A 15746-nucleotide genomic window follows, 5' to 3' on the forward strand; every position below is an offset into this window, starting at 1 on the left:
GAGGTGGAACGGTGAGGCATGCCATTGTTACAGCAGGATCTAAAGGGCTTGGCAAAAAGGTGTCAGAACAGCTAATCAAGCAGGGGTGTTCCATCACTGTAAACTATCGTAGCGATGAAAACGCGGTGAGCCGGCTTAAGCGGGATTGGGAATGCTTCGGGAGCCGAATTCATTTTGTAAAAGGAGATGTGACACAAAAAGAAGATATCAGGCATATTTGTGAATCTGCGATGGACCGCTTTGGGCGTATCGACTATCTTATAAATAATGCAGGCCCATATGTGTTTGAACGGAAAAAACTGGCCGATTACGAAGATCATGAATGGTACGAAATGATCGATGGGAATCTAAGCTCTGTTTATCATTTTCTGAAAATGACGATCCCGGTAATGAGAAAAAACGGCTTTGGGCGGATCATCACGTATGGTTTTCAGGACGCAGAATATACTCCGGGCTGGGTTTACCGTTCAGCCTTCAGTGCAGCAAAAGTCGGTCTCGTCTCGTTAACGAAGACGGTGGCCCTGGAAGAGGCGGAGCATGGCATTACCGCCAATATGGTCTGTCCCGGAAACATTATCGGTGACATGAAGGAAGCGGGCATCGAAGAAGCAAGAATTTTAAAAGATAAGGATACACCGATCGGACGTTCCGGTACAGGGGAGGATATCGCCCGGCTGATCGCGTTTCTGTGTGAAGAGAACTCAGACATGATCACTGGCAGTATCATTTCAGCGACCGGAGGTTTAGATGTCATCAACCGCCACCGCAAATAATGTATTAGTTTTTATTATTAGTGGTATGGTAAGTATAAACATTGACACGTTTTTACATAATGATCATTGGTCCACAATGAGGAGGATGAAAAATGAAGATCGGTGTTCCGACAGAAGTGAAAAATAATGAAAATCGTGTGGCAATGACTCCAGCGGGTGTGCTTAACTTAGTTGCTTCCGGCCATGAAGTGTTTATACAATCGGGTGCGGGCGAGGGTTCAGGTTTCCATGACAGCGAGTATGAAAAAGCGGGAGGAACGATTGTTCAGACCGCTGATCAGGCATGGTCCATGGATATGGTCATGAAAGTAAAGGAGCCGCTTCCGGAGGAATACGGGTATTTCAGGGAAGGACTCGTTCTATTCACTTATCTGCACCTTGCTCCTGAGCCCGAATTAACGAAAGCATTGATTGACAGCAAAGTTGTTGGCATTGCGTATGAAACTGTACAGCTGCCGAACCGTTCGCTGCCGCTTCTGACACCAATGAGCGAGGTCGCGGGAAGGATGTCTGCGCAGATCGGTGCACAATTCCTTGAAAAACCTAAAGGAGGAAAAGGGATCCTTCTTGGCGGAGTACCAGGAGTGAAAAGGGGAAAAGTAACCATCATTGGCGGAGGTGTCGTCGGGACGAATGCAGCAAAAATTGCAATGGGTCTCGGTGCGGATGTTACCATCATTGATTTAAGCCCGGAGAGACTGAGGCAGCTTGATGACATCTTTGGTAATGAAATCAATACCCTGATCTCCAATCCTTTGAATATCGCACTGGCAGTCAGTGAATCAGACCTTGTGATCGGTGCAGTTCTCATTCCTGGAGCACGAGCGCCAAAGCTGGTCACTGAAGAAATGATCAAATCCATGAAACCGGGATCCGTGGTCGTTGACGTGGCGATCGACCAAGGGGGAATTTTTGAAACGGTAGATAAAATCACAACACATGACAATCCGACCTATGAAAAGCATGGTGTGCTTCACTATGCTGTAGCCAATATGCCGGGGGCTGTGCCAAGAACATCAACGATCGCCCTTACGAATGTAACCGTTCCTTATGCGGTGCAGATCGCCAATCAGGGATATAAAGAAGCCTGCCGGAAAAATGAAGCGCTTCTCAAAGGAATCAATACGTTGGAAGGGTATGTTACGTACGAGGCGGTGGCGGACGCCCATGGACTGGAATTTAAATCTGTGCACGAATTTATTGATCAATAAGAAAAGCGGATCCGCACTGGATCCGCTTTTCTATTACTGCTGTTATTTAACGATCACTAGTTCTTTCGTAAACTGAGTGAGGCACTCGTGGCCATTTTCTGTGATGTACACATCATCTTCAATCCGCACGCCGCCTACTTCCGGCAGGTAGATGCCGGGTTCGATCGTATATACCATGCCTTTAGTCAGCTTATCGTTATTTTTCTCGTTCATGGATGGGTGTTCATGAACATCGAGGCCGAGACCGTGGCCGATGCGGTGAGGGAAGTATCGGCCGTAGCCGGCATCTTCTATCATTTTTCTTGCTGCAAGGTCAAGATCGCCCACGCGGGTACCGGGTTTACTGAGATCAAGAGAAGCCTGCTGCGCTTTCTTGACGATCTCATAGATTTCTTTTTGCTTTTCAGAAACAGATTGAAAAGCGACTGTTCTTGTAATATCGGAACAATAGCCGTCCACGACTACGCCTAGGTCAAACAAGACAAAATCACCTGGCTGAATCTCTTTCAGTCCAGGATTCCCATGAGGCATGGCCGATTTTTCGCCGGCAAGCACCGTTGTGGAGAACGACATCTCTGCGGCTCCCTTTTTCTTAAGGGCGTATTCCACCGCAGCAACGAGCTCAAGTTCGGTCACCCCATTTCCGATCGCTGCAATACCTGTTTCTACGCCAAAGTCTGCAAGGCGGGCGGCTTCACGAAGAATGGAGATTTCGTCTTCGCTTTTGATCAGTCTCATGGCGTTCAGTTCATGTTCCACTGAAACGAGAGAAGCATTAGGAAACAGGTTCAACAGCTGCATACCGCGGTGATATGAAAGATGTTCCTTTTCAACGGCAATGGAATCCACCGAAGTAATGCCGCGGTCGGTGATTCGTTCAGAGAGCAATTCCCATGGGTTGTCGGTATCTGAGAAACCGATGATCTCGTGCTTCCAACCGGCGTTTCTTGCCTGCAGTTCTTCCATTCCAGGACAGACAAGAATCGGTTCTTTGTCCTGGAAAACAAAGACACCCAGAAGGCGCTCGTGGGGAAAACAACGGAAACCAGTCAAGTAGTAAACATTGGCTGTTGAGGTTACAAAGGCTCCCTGAATATTTTGTTCTTTCATCCAAGTTGAGAGTGCTTCGATTTTTTGCATGATCGGTATCTTCCTTTCTTATGTATGACGGATTCTTTGATTTCAATAGAGTTAACCTATGCCTTCAATGTATCACTATGGATGAGGGATGTAAACGAAGCATCAATCGAAATGGCGCGTTTAAGAATCAGAAAAAACGGAAATGAGAAGGAAATGAAGGTATAATTGCGAATTGAAGAAGATAGTAAGTAAAAGGAGATGTTGAACATGAAGCTGACTTTTCACGGACAATCTGCACTAGAGATTCAGACAGAAAAACATTCCATCTGGATTGATCCTTTTATTAAAGGCAATAGTACTGCTGTGGTGGATATCAAAGATGTAAAACCCGATGTGATCCTGCTGACACATGGACACAATGACCATGCGGGCGACGCGGAGGAAATCGCTAGAAAGAATAACAGTTTAATTGTTGCCCCCTTCGAGCTGGCCGAGTACTTTGGGTCAAAGGGGCTCAATGTCCATCCGATGCATATTGGGGGCGGCCGTGAATTCGAGTGGGGCCATGTGAAATGGACGCAAGCCTTCCATGGTTCCAGCTTTACTGAAGAAGATGGAACGGTCGTGTATACAGGGATGCCTGCAGGGGTTCTGTTTACCGCAGAAGGAAAGACCATCTATCATGCAGGGGACACTGCCCTGTTCTCTGATATGAAAATGATTGGTGAAAGAAACAACATCGACGTCGCGTTCCTGCCGATCGGTGACAACTTTACAATGGGTCCGGAAGATGCTTCCACGGCAGCTGAATGGTTGAACGCCAAACTTACAGTGCCGATCCATTATAATACGTTCCCTGTCATCGAGCAGGATGCGGATCAGTTTGTATCCTCATTAAAAGTGGAAGGAAAAGTCCTTAAACCGGGTGAATCCATCGAAAGATAGCTGTCTGGATAGTCTGCCTCCTTGTCATGATGCATAAGCATGGGATAAGGGGGTTTTATAATGTCCAGTAACCGTACGTTAAAAGCTTTATGTCTGTTGGCGCTTCTTGTTTACGGGATTCCACACCTGAATTTTTCAAAATTAGGCAGTCCATCTTTTATTTTTTCACTCCTTTGGCTGGCTTTTGCGTTGGTTGCATTTATAGGACAGACGAAACGTTTTTGGCTGGCATTGGGAGCGTTATCAGAAGACCCTAAACTCCACAAAAGTGAACTTCATGAGGATTCCAAAGAAACCTGGCTTAAGAATCATTGAGTTTCTGATTTATTGTCTGTATAATCTGTATTAATCATTCTTAGTAGAACAGATAAAACAGATGCCAAAGGAACGGTGGAAAACGTGGCTACCAAACATGAACAGATTATTGAATATATTGAGTCACTTGAAATCGGCTCTAAAATTTCTGTCCGGCAGATTGCCAAAGCTTTATCGGTGAGTGAAGGTACAGCTTACCGGGCGATTAAAGAAGCTGAAAACCAAGGCGTCGTCAGCACGATCGAACGTGTAGGGACGATACGAATTGAGCGGAAATTAAAAGAAAACATTGAAAAGCTGACCTTTGCCGAGGTCGTTAATATCGTTGACGGCCAAGTGCTTGGCGGCAGAGAAGGTCTACATAAAACCCTGAACAAATTTGTCATCGGAGCGATGAAGCTTGATGCAATGATGAGGTATGTCGACCCCGGCAGTCTCCTGATTGTCGGGAACCGGGAGAATGCCCATGAGCTCGCACTCAACTCTGGTGCAGCCGTACTGATCACTGGCGGGTTTGATACGACAGAAGAGGTGAAAAGGCTTGCCGATTCCCTTAAACTTCCGGTCATATCTTCAAGTTATGACTCGTTTACCGTGGCAACGATGATCAACAGAGCCATCTATGACCAATTGATCAAAAAGGAAATTGTTTTGGCTTCTGACATTTTGATACCTGCTGAAAACACTCATTTATTGACCACTTCAGATGACGTCGAAAAGTGGTACGAGCAAAATCACAAAACCCAACATAGCCGTTATCCTGTCATCGACAGCCAGATGAAGGTCGTCGGCATTGTGACCTCCAAGGATATTATCGGAATGGAAAGGTCCACATCCATCGATAAAGTGATGACCCGTTCGCCGATTACAGTCAATCACAAAACGTCAGTAGCCTCCTGTGCTCACATTATGATCTGGGAAGGGATCGAGCTTTTGCCAGTCGTGAATAACAGCCAGAAGCTCCTAGGTATTTTGACAAGGCAAGACGTTCTGAAGTCGTTGCAGATGATTCAAAAACAGCCCCAGGTGGGAGAAACGTTTGATGATCTGATCACTTCTAGCATTACCGAAGTGAAAGATGGACAAGGTCCTAAATATAAGTTTGAAGTTACTCCGCAGATGACGAACTACCTGGGAACGGTATCCTATGGGGTGATGACAACGCTCGTAATAGAAGGGGCAAGCCGGGCGCTTAGAAAAATTAAAAAAGGCGACATTGTCGTCGAGAACCTGACGTTCTATTTTATTAAACCCGTGCAGATGGAAAGTACGATTGAGATTGTTCCCCGTGTGCTTGAAGTGAGCAGAAAGTTCGGAAAAGTCGATGTAGAGCTCTATCATGAAGGAGCGGTCGTCGGCAAAGCGCTGCTGCTGGCTCAATTGATCGGTCACCGGTCATAAATAAAAAAGGATGGCTCAGATGGATATTACCTGAGTCACCCTTTTTTTATTCATTGTGCAGAACGAGACCTCTCCGCTTCTTCAATGGCCAGAGGCAGAAAATGCTTGTACATTTTATAACCGGCAACCATCATAAACAATCCGTAAACTGTAAAAATGATCGCGATCCAAAGCTGGATCTTGTCATCCACCATCGTAAATTCGTTCAGGCCGAATGAAAGTAAAAATAAGCCCAAAGCTGCTTTTGCTTTTGAAGCAATCCAGCTTTTTTCATAAGCAGCTTTAGATCGCACTTCTTTTACTTTATAAAAGATGTAAAATGAAAGAGAAACCACAATTAAAATCACAAATAACGGCATATTTCTTCTGACCTCCATGAAAGTAATCCAACTCCATTGTAATCGTTGAAGAAAAGAATTGCCAGAAGCTTCGGAAAGAAAAGGGAGAGATATGAAATGAAAGATAAGATACTCGATTGGATAAAAGCGTACGATAAAATTATTATTCACCGCCATATACGTCCGGATCCCGATGCACTCGGTTCCCAGGGAGGGCTTGCCGAAATCATCAAGGCAAGTTTTCCTGAAAAAGAAGTTTATCTGACAGGCGAGGAAGACCCTTCACTGACTTTTCTTGTGGAAATGGATGACATCACTGACGAAACGTATAACGGAGCATTGGTCATTGTCTGTGATACCGCCAATTCTCCCCGCATAAGTGATGAACGGTATAAACTGGGAGAGAAACTGATTAAGATCGATCACCATCCGAATGAAGACCCATACGGGGATGTGGTATGGGTGGATACGGGTGCCAGCTCTGTGAGCGAGATGATTTATGAATGGTACGAACAAGGGAAGGATAAAGGGCTCGTTTTAAACAAGGCAGCTGCCCGATTGCTGTACGCGGGAATTGTGAGCGATACCGGCCGATTTTTGTACAGCAATACGACAGTGAAAACCTATCATGCCGCAGGAGAACTGGTGGATATGGGAATCAACCCTCAGGAAATCTTTGATAATCTCTATAAAGTACATGAGAATACGGCCAGGCTGAATGGATATGTCCTTCAGAACTTTAAAATTGTCGATGGCTGCGCGGGGTATATTCATCTGCCGGCAGGGATTTTAAAAGAGTATGGCGTGACAGTTAGCGAAGCTTCATTGCTTGTTAACGCGTTTGCCAATGTGGAAGGGATGCTGGCGTGGGTGTTTTTCGTCGACGAGCCCGGACAGGTCAGAGTGCGTCTGCGCTCTAAAGGGCCTGTCATCAACAAGCTTGCAATGCGATACAACGGAGGAGGGCACCCTATGGCTTCAGGGGCGACCATCTATAGTGAAGAAGAGTCAAAGCGTCTCGTACAAGACCTTGTGAAGCTTTGTAAAGATTATCAGAGCTCGAATTAACAGCAAACAAAAAGACCCTGCGGATCAGGGTCTTTTCGTTTTATGATTTTTCAGGAATGAACCATGAACCGATATCCGTCACATCTTCATGAACAGGAATATTCAGCTTTATCAGTTCTTTTTTGATGAGTTCGGCTACTTCTTTTGTTTCGGCAAAGGCAGAAAAACCGTTCTGTATTTTTTTGACCTGTTCACGGGCGATTTCTTTACGATTAATAATCAAGCAAAATACCCCCTCTGTCTTGCGTTCTCTTCTAACATTTTAAACAATCTTGCATAAAATTGCTATCAGATTGTTTGAATTGTCACAAAACAGTAAATCGAGGGCGAACGTGCTTATCCTTCGGGAATAATTTTCACATGGACTTCCACGGTCGTATATAAAAATAACTGATCAACCGTCACCTTGTATTTTTCTCCGTCCACTTCATAGTTTTTATTTTCAATCGCTTTATAGAGAAGCATCCTTGTTTTATGGATGGATTCGATATCTTCTCCCAACAGGTTTTCGAGCTGATCCTGCACAGATTCAGAGATTTCGTAAATGGTTAGCTGTGAAAGCTTAAGCGTCTGGTTGTTGGTCACAAACACTTTTATTTTTTGGACGCGCAGTTTCTTTTCATTGTCTTCGTTGCTCTTTTCATAGGTGCTCTTCCATTGGGCGATCTGTTCTTTAAGATCAGCCACATGCTGGGCTTGTTTGTCTATGGTGCTGACATAATGTTCGACGGTCATGCCGTATTGCATCAGAAAAAAGAGCCATCCGATGATGAACCCCAGCATGATCCCGGAAAAGAAGCGCTGATAGCCTTTTCGGTTGAAGAAAGGAGGAATTCTCATGTTAGTTTAAATTCTCCTGTGTCAGCCATTGAAGAAGAAGCATCGCTGTATTGGCACCTGCCATTGCAATAAATATAATAACCAGCTGTTTCACAATTTCATAGGTGGCGCCGTTTAAAAAACTGCGTTCAAAGTTTGTAATGGTATCAAACGTTCCGCCCATTGCCGCAACAATCGCCCAGATCTTCAGCTTTTTAGCAAGATCCACCGTTTCCATCAATGGTGCTTTTCCAACAAGAAAAGAGGCAAGACCCCCGATGATCGCTCCTCCAAGAATGACGCCGAAAGCGATGAAAAAGGTAATAATGATCGTGGACAGAAAATCCCTCATACGCCATCCCCCCTCTGTATCATTTTTATGGACACGCTCAAGGGAATATGCTTGTTTTCTATACGTCAGGATGGTGTATTATAATAAGAATCAAAAGAGATGTTAGGAAGTGCTGCAATGACATTTGTTCCGTTGCATATACATACAGAGTACAGTTTGCTTGAGAGCTCTTGCAGGCTAAGGCCTCTTATTCATCGGGCAAAAGAACTCGGATACCCAGCTCTTGCCATCACGGACAAGCTCAACATGTACGGAGTGATCCCCTTTTATAAGGAATGCTTGAAAGAAGGCATTAAGCCCATTATCGGGCTCGAGGTGAATCTTTTGCTTGGTCCGGTGTTTGACAAACGCCAAAAACCGGAGATTGGAAAGCTTCTTCTATATGCCAGAAATAATGAAGGCTATCAGAACTTATTGAAAATCAGCACAAAACTCATGCAGGAGCCTACTGCGATGCCTTCTTTGCAAAAAGATGTAATGAAGAGCTATGCAGCCGGACTTCTTGTTATTTCTGCGGGTCCTGAAGGAGAAATCCAGCAGTTTCTCTCAAGAGGTGAAGATGATCGGGCGAAAGAGGCTTGCAGGCTATATAAAAGCTGGTTCGGCCCTCATTTTTATTTTGGGGTAGAGGACCATGGAACAGGTAAAGAAAAAACGATCAACCTCGAGGTGGAACAATTATCAAAAGAAGAGAATATAACGCTCGCTGCCACCCATGAGACGTACTACATTCATCCTGATGAAGCGGAATCACACGAAGTGCTGCTCTGTATAAAGAACGGCCAGAAGCTCAATGATCCAGACAGGGAAGTTCTGCCGACGGAGGAGTACTACCTGACCTCCCCAGAAGAAATGAATCAGCGTTTTTATCACCTGACCGGTGCCATTGAAGCCACTGGGAAGATCGCGGCGGAGTGCAATGTTCAATTGGCGTTCAACCAGCAGCTCATACCAGAGTTTCCTCTTCCAGCAGGTGTTGATTCTTCAACCTATCTAAGGAAGCTTTGTTTAAAGGGAGCGGATTCACGATACGGTGAACCGGATGAAAAAGTACATAATAGGCTCGAATATGAGCTGGATATCATCCACAGAATGAGGTTCGATGATTATTTTTTGATCGTGTGGGACTTTATGAAATTTGCACATGAGTCAGGAATGATTACCGGCCCAGGGAGGGGATCGGCCGCGGGATCTCTCGTAGCCTATGTACTGCAAATTACAGATGTTGACCCAATCAAGCATGATCTTCTGTTTGAACGTTTTTTAAATCCAGAACGGGTGACGATGCCAGATATTGATATTGACTTTCCGGATATAAGAAGAGATGAAGTGCTTCAATATGTTAAAGGGAAGTACGGGGATGAACGGGTGGCACAGATCATTACATTTGGAACGCTCGCGGCTAAAGCTGCGATTCGTGATACCGCTCGAGTTCTGAATCTGCCGGGAAACCTTATAGATTCTGTATCCAAACAAATCCCTTCCCGTCCTGGCATGACGCTCAGTAAGGCAGCAGAAGAGTCATTCGGTCTGCAGAGGCTGATCAAAGAATCACCTCGGGTCCAAAAGCTTCTTGAAGTTGCAGGAACATTGGAAGGCCTCCCGCGGCATGCTTCAACACATGCGGCCGGCGTGATTATAAGCGGACGCCCGTTAACGGATTACGCACCGCTTCAGGCTGGAAACGAGGGAATTCCACTGACCCAGTTCAGCATGGAATGGCTGGAAGAGATCGGGCTGTTAAAAATGGATTTCCTTGGTCTGAGAAACCTGACGCTGCTGGAGGAGATCTGCTCGCTTGTGAAGAGGGGGACTGGAAGAACTATAAACCTAAGCGAAATCCCTTTTAATGATGAGGATACCTTTGAAATGCTGAGCAGAGGAGATACGACCGGCATATTTCAGCTGGAATCCGATGGGATGAGAAGGGTGCTCCAGCAATTGCAGCCGACGGAATTTGAAGACATCGTTGCTGTCAATGCACTCTATCGGCCCGGCCCGATGCAGAACATCCCGGATTATATAGCGGGAAAACATAAGCAGCGCAGAGTAGAGTACCGCCATCCCGACCTCAAACCCATCCTGAAATCCACTTATGGCGTCATCGTCTATCAGGAACAGATTATGAAAATTGCATCAGAGATGGCTGGCTTTTCTCTAGGAGAAGCGGATCTTCTACGGCGTGCGGTCAGTAAAAAGAAGAGGGATGTGCTCGATCGGGAGCGTGAGCACTTTGTGCGCGGCTGCTTGAAAAAAGGACATGATGAGCAAACCGCAAACGGTCTCTATGACTTGATCGTGAGGTTTGCTGATTACGGATTTAATAGAAGCCATGCTGCAGCGTACAGTATCATTGCGTATCAGCTTGCTTATCTAAAAGCCAATTATCCTCTGTACTTTATGGCTGCTCTGCTGTCCAGTGTGACAGGCAGCCCGGAGAAGATCGAACAATACATTAAAGAGTGTGCTGAGAAAAACATTATCGTAAAGCCTCCTTCAATTATTAGCAGTTTTCTCCATTTTACTGTTGAAGGAGATTGTGTTAGATTTGGTCTGTTGTGCATAAAAAATGCGGGTTATCAAGCCATCAAGCACATTATTGCTGCAAGAGAGCAGCGTCCGTATCAAGATCTGTTTGATGTTTGTGCTAATGCTTCTGCCAAAGCAGTTAACAAGCGAACGCTGGAATCCTTGATCTTCGCTGGAGCGCTGGACGACTTTGGCCAGGACAGAGCTTGTCTCCTCGCCACTCTGGACCGCGCGATGGAATATGGGCACAAGGTGCAGGCTTACCGTGAAGAAAACCAATTTCAGCTGTTTGAAGAAAAGGACAGCTTGAGGAAGCCGGAGTATGTGGAAGTGCCTCCTTTTAAAGAGGCAGAACGTTTGAAGTTTGAACAAGAGGCGCTCGGTTTTTATTTGTCCGGCCATCCGCTGAAAAAATTCCAGTCTGTACTCGACAGTTTTGATGCTGTTACAATCGGTCAGGCAATTCAACAAAGCGCCAGATCTGCTGTGCGTTTAGGCATCATGGTCACGAAAGCGAGAACCATCAAGACGAAAAAAGGAGAGCTCATGGCTTTCTTATCTGGAAGCGATGAGTCTGGGGAAATAGAGTTTGTTGCCTTTCCAAAGGCTTACAAAGCCTATCATGAACTTCTGCAGAAGGGGCAATTTTTACTGGTAGAAGGAACGATTGAGGAGAAAGACGGAGCCAGACAGGTACTGCTCAATAAAGCAGGCGAGCTCACATCGCTGAGCCATCGGGAAGAGGTTCAAGTACGAAAGCAAGTTCTCTATCTTAAAATACAGGAGAACCTGTCTTCCTCCCGTTTGAACCATCTCAAAGATCTGCTGGGATCAAGCAATGGAAATGCCGAGGTTATTCTTTATTATGAACAGGACAGGAAAAGTGTAAAGCTGTCCCAATTGATCGCCCCGACCGCTGGCCTTCTCGCGAAAATTAAAGAGCTCATAGGGGCAGATAACGTGGTTCTGAAAGGGAAGTAATGTCTTTACAGCTTGCATGCATCTGTTATAATAAATAAGTCATAAGTCAATGGTGGTCTGACCACCAAGCAGATTGTATCATTATTGCAAGAGCACAGCATTGCCAGTGTTGGACATTGCTTCACCCAACCCTTTGATATTACTTAATTTAATAAAATTAGGAGATGAAATGATGTCTATTTTACGAGAAGAAGCCCTGCATATGCACAGAGTGAACAAAGGAAAGCTGGAATCGACTCCTAAAGTTCCTGTCAGAAATGCGAAGGATTTGAGTCTAGCTTACTCTCCGGGAGTGGCAGAGCCGTGCAAAGATATCTATGATGACAAGTCCAAGGTCTATGAATATACGATGAAGGGCAATACTGTTGCTGTAGTTTCCGATGGTACTGCAGTTCTTGGGCTAGGAAATATCGGCCCGGAAGCCGCGTTGCCGGTAATGGAAGGGAAGGCTGTTCTTTTTAAAAGTTTTGCAGGCGTTGATGCGTTTCCTATTTGTCTGAACACAACCGACGTGGATAAGATAGTTGAGACAGTTAAGCTTCTTGAGCCAACATTCGGAGGTGTGAATCTTGAGGATATCGCAGCCCCTAATTGCTTCCTTGTTGAAGAACGCCTGAAAAAAGAAACCAATATTCCAATCTTCCATGATGATCAGCATGGTACAGCGATTGTGACGCTGGCAGGCCTCGTTAACGCATTGAAACTTACAAAACGTACGATGTCCGAAATCAAAGTGGTTGTTAATGGCGCGGGCGCAGCTGGGATTGCTATCATCAAACTGCTGGACCGTTTCGGTGTAAAAGACATCGTGATGTGTGATACTAAGGGTGCGATCTACGAAGGCCGTCCGTTTGGTATGAACAGCGTGAAAAGCGAGGTTGCCAAGTTTACGAACCGTTCGAAAAAAGAAGGCTCCCTGAAAGAGGTAATCGCCGGAACTGATCTATTCATCGGTGTATCCGTAGAAGGGGCATTAACGGAAGAGATGATCCGTTCGATGAGCGAGAATCCGATTATTTTTGCAATGGCTAACCCAAATCCTGAAATTATGCCGCAAAATGCCAGAGAAGCAGGCGCGATGGTCATTGGGACAGGCCGTTCAGATTTTCCTAACCAGGTAAATAACGTACTTGCCTTCCCGGGGATTTTCCGCGGTGCTCTTGATGTAAGGGCAACACACATTAACGAAGAGATGAAAATCGCTGCGGTTAACGCGATTGCTAATCTTGTTGCCGAAAGTGAATTAAATCCGGATTATGTGATTCCGGCTCCATTTGATCCTCGTGTGGCACCTGCTGTGGCAGCTGCGGTTGCGAAAGCAGCTATGGAAACAGGAGTTGCGAGAATTAAAGTGGATCCTGAGAAAATCGCTGAAAAAACGATGCGGCTTTCATTGATTGGAAAAGAATAATAGGTTCTCAAGGGAGGCAGGACAGTTGTCAGGCACATCTGAAAAAGTCTATGTTGAGATCTTAAAAAAGATTAAAACAATTATAGAAGAAGACAATCTTCAGGCCGGTGACAAGCTCCCATCAGAACGTGAACTCACGGACCGTCTGCATGTTGGACGGTCTTCCGTAAGAGAAGCGCTCCGGTCACTGGAGCTTCTTGGACTGATTGAAACCAGACGGGGAGAGGGTACGTTCATCAAACCTGCTACTGGGCACCGGCTTGTTGAGGTGCTTGCTTCATTCATTTTGCATGACAAAAAAGCGAAGCAGAACCTTTTGGAGACAAAATCCATCATTCTCCGTGACTGCATTGAACTTGCGGTAAAACGGATAAAAGATAAGGATGTTGAGTTCTTAAATGTCCTGCTTCAACAAATGCATGAAGAAGATGATTCAGGTCAGCTTCAGAAGCTCTCCTATCAGTTTAAGGATGCTGTTATTCGATTGTGCGATAATCATTTGCTGTACAGGCTATGGATTGAACTGTCCGGTTATGGTTCATCGCTTCACGGGAAAACGTTTATTCCTGACCCAGGGGACTGCTCGCAAATTATGGAGCATTTAAAAAACGGGGACAGCATGAAAGTTATTCAGCTAATGTCTCGTGAACTGTGACATTAATTTTATAGTATGGGTGGTGTAATTTTGTTAAAAGATTTTTTCGCCAAGAAGAAGAAATATGCCACGATTCCAACCGAAAGAATGAAACAGGATGTACCTGAGGGGCTCATGACTAAATGTCCTGAGTGCAAACACATCATGTACACAAAAGAGCTGAAGAAGAATCTGCTCGTATGCCAGTCATGCAGCTATCATTATCCAATGTCGTCGTATGAGAGAATTGGAAGCCTTATAGATGAAGGCAGTTTTACAGAATATGATCAGGATATGATATCAGAAAACCCGCTTGAATTTCCGGGGTATCTCGAAAAATTAGACAGCGACAGAAAAAAAACAAGGATCAACGAAGCGGTTGTTACCGGTGATGGCACCATAAACAGCCACCCGGTCGTTATCGCTGTCATGGATTCACGCTTCAGGATGGGCAGCATGGGCTCGGTCGTTGGAGAAAAAATTACAAGAGCGATCGAAAAAGCCATCGAAAAAGAGACGCCATTTCTTATTTTTACTGCTTCTGGCGGAGCACGAATGCAGGAAGGAATACTCAGCTTAATGCAGATGGCAAAAACAAGTGTGGCACTTAAAAAGCTGAGCGACCGCGGGCTGTTATTCATTTCGGTGATGACGCACCCTACAACCGGCGGCGTTTCTGCAAGCTTTGCATCGGTTGGAGATTTTAATTTTGCAGAGCCAAGAGCCTTGATCGGCTTTGCCGGACGCAGGGTAATTGAGCAGACGATCCGTGAAGATCTGCCTGAAGATTTTCAGACGTCGGAGTTTTTGCTTAAGCATGGTCAGCTTGATAAAGTCATTCCAAGAGACGAAATGAAAGAAACATTAACTACGGTATTAAAAATACATTCGGGAAGGAGGGAATAGACATGGTCGGTGAATTAGAGTTTGAACGTCCGATTACGGAGCTTAAAAAGAAGATTGCTGAGTTAGAGTCATTCATGCAGGAAAAGGGAATTGATTTAACAGACGAGATCCGTTCTTTGGAAGAACGGCTGAGTGCACTTCAAAATGATACGTATGAGAATATGACTCCTTGGGACCGTGTTCTTGTTGCCCGCCATCCCGAGCGTCCTACAACGCTTGACTACATTCCTTACTTGTTTACAGACTTTATAGAACTTCATGGAGACCGTCTTTTTGGAGAAGACCAAGCGATAGTAGGCGGTATTGGAATGTTCCATGGCCAGCCGGTAACTGTCATCGGCCAGCAGCGGGGAAGAGACACAAAAGAAAACATCCGCAGAAACTTTGGGATGCCTCATCCAGAAGGTTACCGCAAAGCTCTTCGATTGATGAAACAGGCTGAAAAGTTTTCCCGCCCGATCATCTGCCTTCTTGATACAAAAGGAGCATTTCCCGGGAAGTCAGCGGAAGAACGCGGTCAGAGCGAAGCTATCGCAAGGAACCTTGTGGAGATGGCAGGGCTAACAGTACCGGTTATCTGTATTATTATCGGTGAAGGAGCCAGCGGCGGCGCCCTTGCTTTAGGAGTGGGAAACCATGTTCACATGCTGGAAAACTCCTGGTACTCGGTTATATCTCCGGAAGGTGCTGCTTCTATCCTTTGGAAAGATTCCACAAAAGCGAAACTAGCTGCAGAATCAATGAAAATTACAGCTCCGGATTTAAAAGAGCTCGGAGTAATCGATGAAGTCATCGAAGAAGTGAAAGGCGGCGCCCATCATGATGCCGCTGAACAATCAAGGCGCATAGACGCGTGTTTACAGGAATCCCTGGCCCAGCTCGAAAAAATGTCAGAACAGGAGCTTGTTGAACAGCGATATGAAAAGTACAAAAAAATGGGACAATTTACGTTTGTAAACGGTTCCATTGCGATGAATTAAGGA

The 15746-nt window shown here is 45.4% G+C and carries 16 protein-coding genes; 11 read left to right on the forward strand and 5 right to left on the reverse strand.

Going from position 1 to position 15746, the window contains the following annotated elements:
- The first annotated feature begins 11 nt into the window (after window positions 1-11).
- Both QYF49_RS06125 and ald read left to right on the forward strand, forming a co-directional pair.
- A complete protein-coding gene (locus QYF49_RS06125; RefSeq protein ID WP_290398712.1) occupies window positions 12-773 on the forward strand; it encodes an SDR family oxidoreductase in 762 nt (253 codons plus the stop codon).
- A gap of 92 nt (window positions 774-865) precedes the next feature.
- The gene (gene ald / locus QYF49_RS06130; RefSeq protein WP_290398713.1) at window positions 866-1984 is read left to right on the forward strand and encodes an alanine dehydrogenase; all 1119 of its coding nucleotides are present in this window, start codon (window positions 866-868) and stop codon (window positions 1982-1984) included.
- A 42-nt stretch (window positions 1985-2026) separates the two neighbouring features.
- Here the strand turns inward: ald and QYF49_RS06135 are convergent, their stop codons facing one another.
- Window positions 2027-3127 (reverse strand): M24 family metallopeptidase, encoded by a 1101-nt coding sequence (locus QYF49_RS06135; RefSeq protein WP_290399062.1) that lies wholly within the window; start codon window positions 3125-3127, stop codon window positions 2027-2029.
- Between the two features lie 204 nt (window positions 3128-3331).
- On the opposite strand from QYF49_RS06135, the gene QYF49_RS06140 reads away from it, so the two are divergent.
- The 3 genes from QYF49_RS06140 (at window position 3332) to QYF49_RS06150 (ending at window position 5725) form a co-directional block, all read left to right on the forward strand.
- Window positions 3332-4009 (forward strand): metal-dependent hydrolase, encoded by a 678-nt coding sequence (locus tag QYF49_RS06140; protein WP_290398714.1) that lies wholly within the window; start codon window positions 3332-3334, stop codon window positions 4007-4009.
- A 60-nt stretch (window positions 4010-4069) separates the two neighbouring features.
- On the forward strand, window positions 4070-4324 hold the full coding sequence (locus QYF49_RS06145; RefSeq protein WP_290398715.1) for a hypothetical protein: 255 nt from the start codon (window positions 4070-4072) through the stop codon (window positions 4322-4324).
- Between the two features lie 84 nt (window positions 4325-4408).
- Window positions 4409-5725 (forward strand): CBS domain-containing protein, encoded by a 1317-nt coding sequence (locus QYF49_RS06150; RefSeq protein WP_290398716.1) that lies wholly within the window; start codon window positions 4409-4411, stop codon window positions 5723-5725.
- Between the two features lie 50 nt (window positions 5726-5775).
- On the opposite strand, the gene QYF49_RS06155 is transcribed toward QYF49_RS06150, so the two are convergent.
- Window positions 5776-6084 carry a YtpI family protein gene (locus QYF49_RS06155; protein ID WP_290398717.1) on the reverse strand — a complete coding sequence of 103 codons (309 nt, stop codon included), beginning with the start codon at window positions 6082-6084 and terminating at the stop codon, window positions 5776-5778.
- A gap of 96 nt (window positions 6085-6180) precedes the next feature.
- On the opposite strand from QYF49_RS06155, the gene QYF49_RS06160 reads away from it, so the two are divergent.
- Window positions 6181-7131 (forward strand): DHH family phosphoesterase, encoded by a 951-nt coding sequence (locus QYF49_RS06160; protein WP_290398718.1) that lies wholly within the window; start codon window positions 6181-6183, stop codon window positions 7129-7131.
- Between the two features lie 40 nt (window positions 7132-7171).
- Here QYF49_RS06160 and QYF49_RS06165 read toward each other — a convergent pair whose 3' ends face one another.
- The 3 genes from QYF49_RS06165 to QYF49_RS06175 all read right to left on the reverse strand — a co-directional run bounded on the left by QYF49_RS06165 (window position 7172) and on the right by QYF49_RS06175 (window position 8302).
- Window positions 7172-7354: a YtzJ family protein gene (locus QYF49_RS06165; protein ID WP_290398719.1), complete on the reverse strand. Its 183-nt coding sequence runs from the start codon at window positions 7352-7354 to the stop codon at window positions 7172-7174.
- A gap of 113 nt (window positions 7355-7467) precedes the next feature.
- Window positions 7468-7971 (reverse strand): sporulation membrane protein YtrI, encoded by a 504-nt coding sequence (ytrI, locus tag QYF49_RS06170; protein ID WP_290398720.1) that lies wholly within the window; start codon window positions 7969-7971, stop codon window positions 7468-7470.
- A 1-nt stretch (window position 7972) separates the two neighbouring features.
- Complete coding sequence (locus QYF49_RS06175; RefSeq protein WP_053357578.1) at window positions 7973-8302, reverse strand: YtrH family sporulation protein; 330 nt, start codon at window positions 8300-8302, stop codon at window positions 7973-7975.
- Window positions 8303-8419: 117 nt separating this feature from the next.
- On the opposite strand from QYF49_RS06175, the gene QYF49_RS06180 reads away from it, so the two are divergent.
- The 5 genes from QYF49_RS06180 to QYF49_RS06200 all read left to right on the forward strand — a co-directional run bounded on the left by QYF49_RS06180 (window position 8420) and on the right by QYF49_RS06200 (window position 15743).
- Window positions 8420-11812 (forward strand): DNA polymerase III subunit alpha, encoded by a 3393-nt coding sequence (locus QYF49_RS06180; protein WP_290398721.1) that lies wholly within the window; start codon window positions 8420-8422, stop codon window positions 11810-11812.
- A gap of 172 nt (window positions 11813-11984) precedes the next feature.
- The gene (ystJ, locus tag QYF49_RS06185) at window positions 11985-13223 is read left to right on the forward strand and encodes an NADP-dependent malic enzyme (RefSeq protein WP_290398722.1); all 1239 of its coding nucleotides are present in this window, start codon (window positions 11985-11987) and stop codon (window positions 13221-13223) included.
- Window positions 13224-13248: 25 nt separating this feature from the next.
- Window positions 13249-13878: a FadR/GntR family transcriptional regulator gene (locus QYF49_RS06190; protein WP_290398723.1), complete on the forward strand. Its 630-nt coding sequence runs from the start codon at window positions 13249-13251 to the stop codon at window positions 13876-13878.
- Window positions 13879-13908: 30 nt separating this feature from the next.
- Entirely contained in the window at window positions 13909-14763 is an 855-nt protein-coding gene (gene accD, locus QYF49_RS06195) for an acetyl-CoA carboxylase, carboxyltransferase subunit beta (protein ID WP_290398724.1), read from the forward strand.
- 2 nt (window positions 14764-14765) lie between these two features.
- On the forward strand, window positions 14766-15743 hold the full coding sequence (locus QYF49_RS06200) for an acetyl-CoA carboxylase carboxyltransferase subunit alpha (protein ID WP_290398725.1): 978 nt from the start codon (window positions 14766-14768) through the stop codon (window positions 15741-15743).
- Window positions 15744-15746: the final 3 nt, after the last annotated feature.

It is taken from the genome of Fictibacillus terranigra, from assembly GCF_030412265.1.
Classification (GTDB): Bacteria; Bacillota; Bacilli; order Bacillales; family Fictibacillaceae; genus Fictibacillus_C; species Fictibacillus_C terrinigri.

What these genes read in the sequence shown, in the direction of transcription:
- QYF49_RS06200 (WP_290398725.1), top strand. Translation starts at nt 14,766, where the DNA reads ATGGTCGGTGAATTAGAGTTTGAACGTCCGATTACGGAGCTTAAAAAG.
- ald (WP_290398713.1), top strand. Translation starts at nt 866, where the DNA reads ATGAAGATCGGTGTTCCGACAGAAGTGAAAAATAATGAAAATCGTGTG.
- ystJ (WP_290398722.1), top strand. Translation starts at nt 11,985, where the DNA reads ATGTCTATTTTACGAGAAGAAGCCCTGCATATGCACAGAGTGAACAAA.
- QYF49_RS06180 (WP_290398721.1), top strand. Translation starts at nt 8,420, where the DNA reads ATGACATTTGTTCCGTTGCATATACATACAGAGTACAGTTTGCTTGAG.
- ytrI (WP_290398720.1), bottom strand. Translation starts at nt 7,971, where the DNA reads ATGAGAATTCCTCCTTTCTTCAACCGAAAAGGCTATCAGCGCTTCTTT.
- QYF49_RS06160 (WP_290398718.1), top strand. Translation starts at nt 6,181, where the DNA reads ATGAAAGATAAGATACTCGATTGGATAAAAGCGTACGATAAAATTATT.
- QYF49_RS06155 (WP_290398717.1), bottom strand. Translation starts at nt 6,084, where the DNA reads ATGCCGTTATTTGTGATTTTAATTGTGGTTTCTCTTTCATTTTACATC.
- QYF49_RS06175 (WP_053357578.1), bottom strand. Translation starts at nt 8,302, where the DNA reads ATGAGGGATTTTCTGTCCACGATCATTATTACCTTTTTCATCGCTTTC.
- QYF49_RS06145 (WP_290398715.1), top strand. Translation starts at nt 4,070, where the DNA reads ATGTCCAGTAACCGTACGTTAAAAGCTTTATGTCTGTTGGCGCTTCTT.
- QYF49_RS06140 (WP_290398714.1), top strand. Translation starts at nt 3,332, where the DNA reads ATGAAGCTGACTTTTCACGGACAATCTGCACTAGAGATTCAGACAGAA.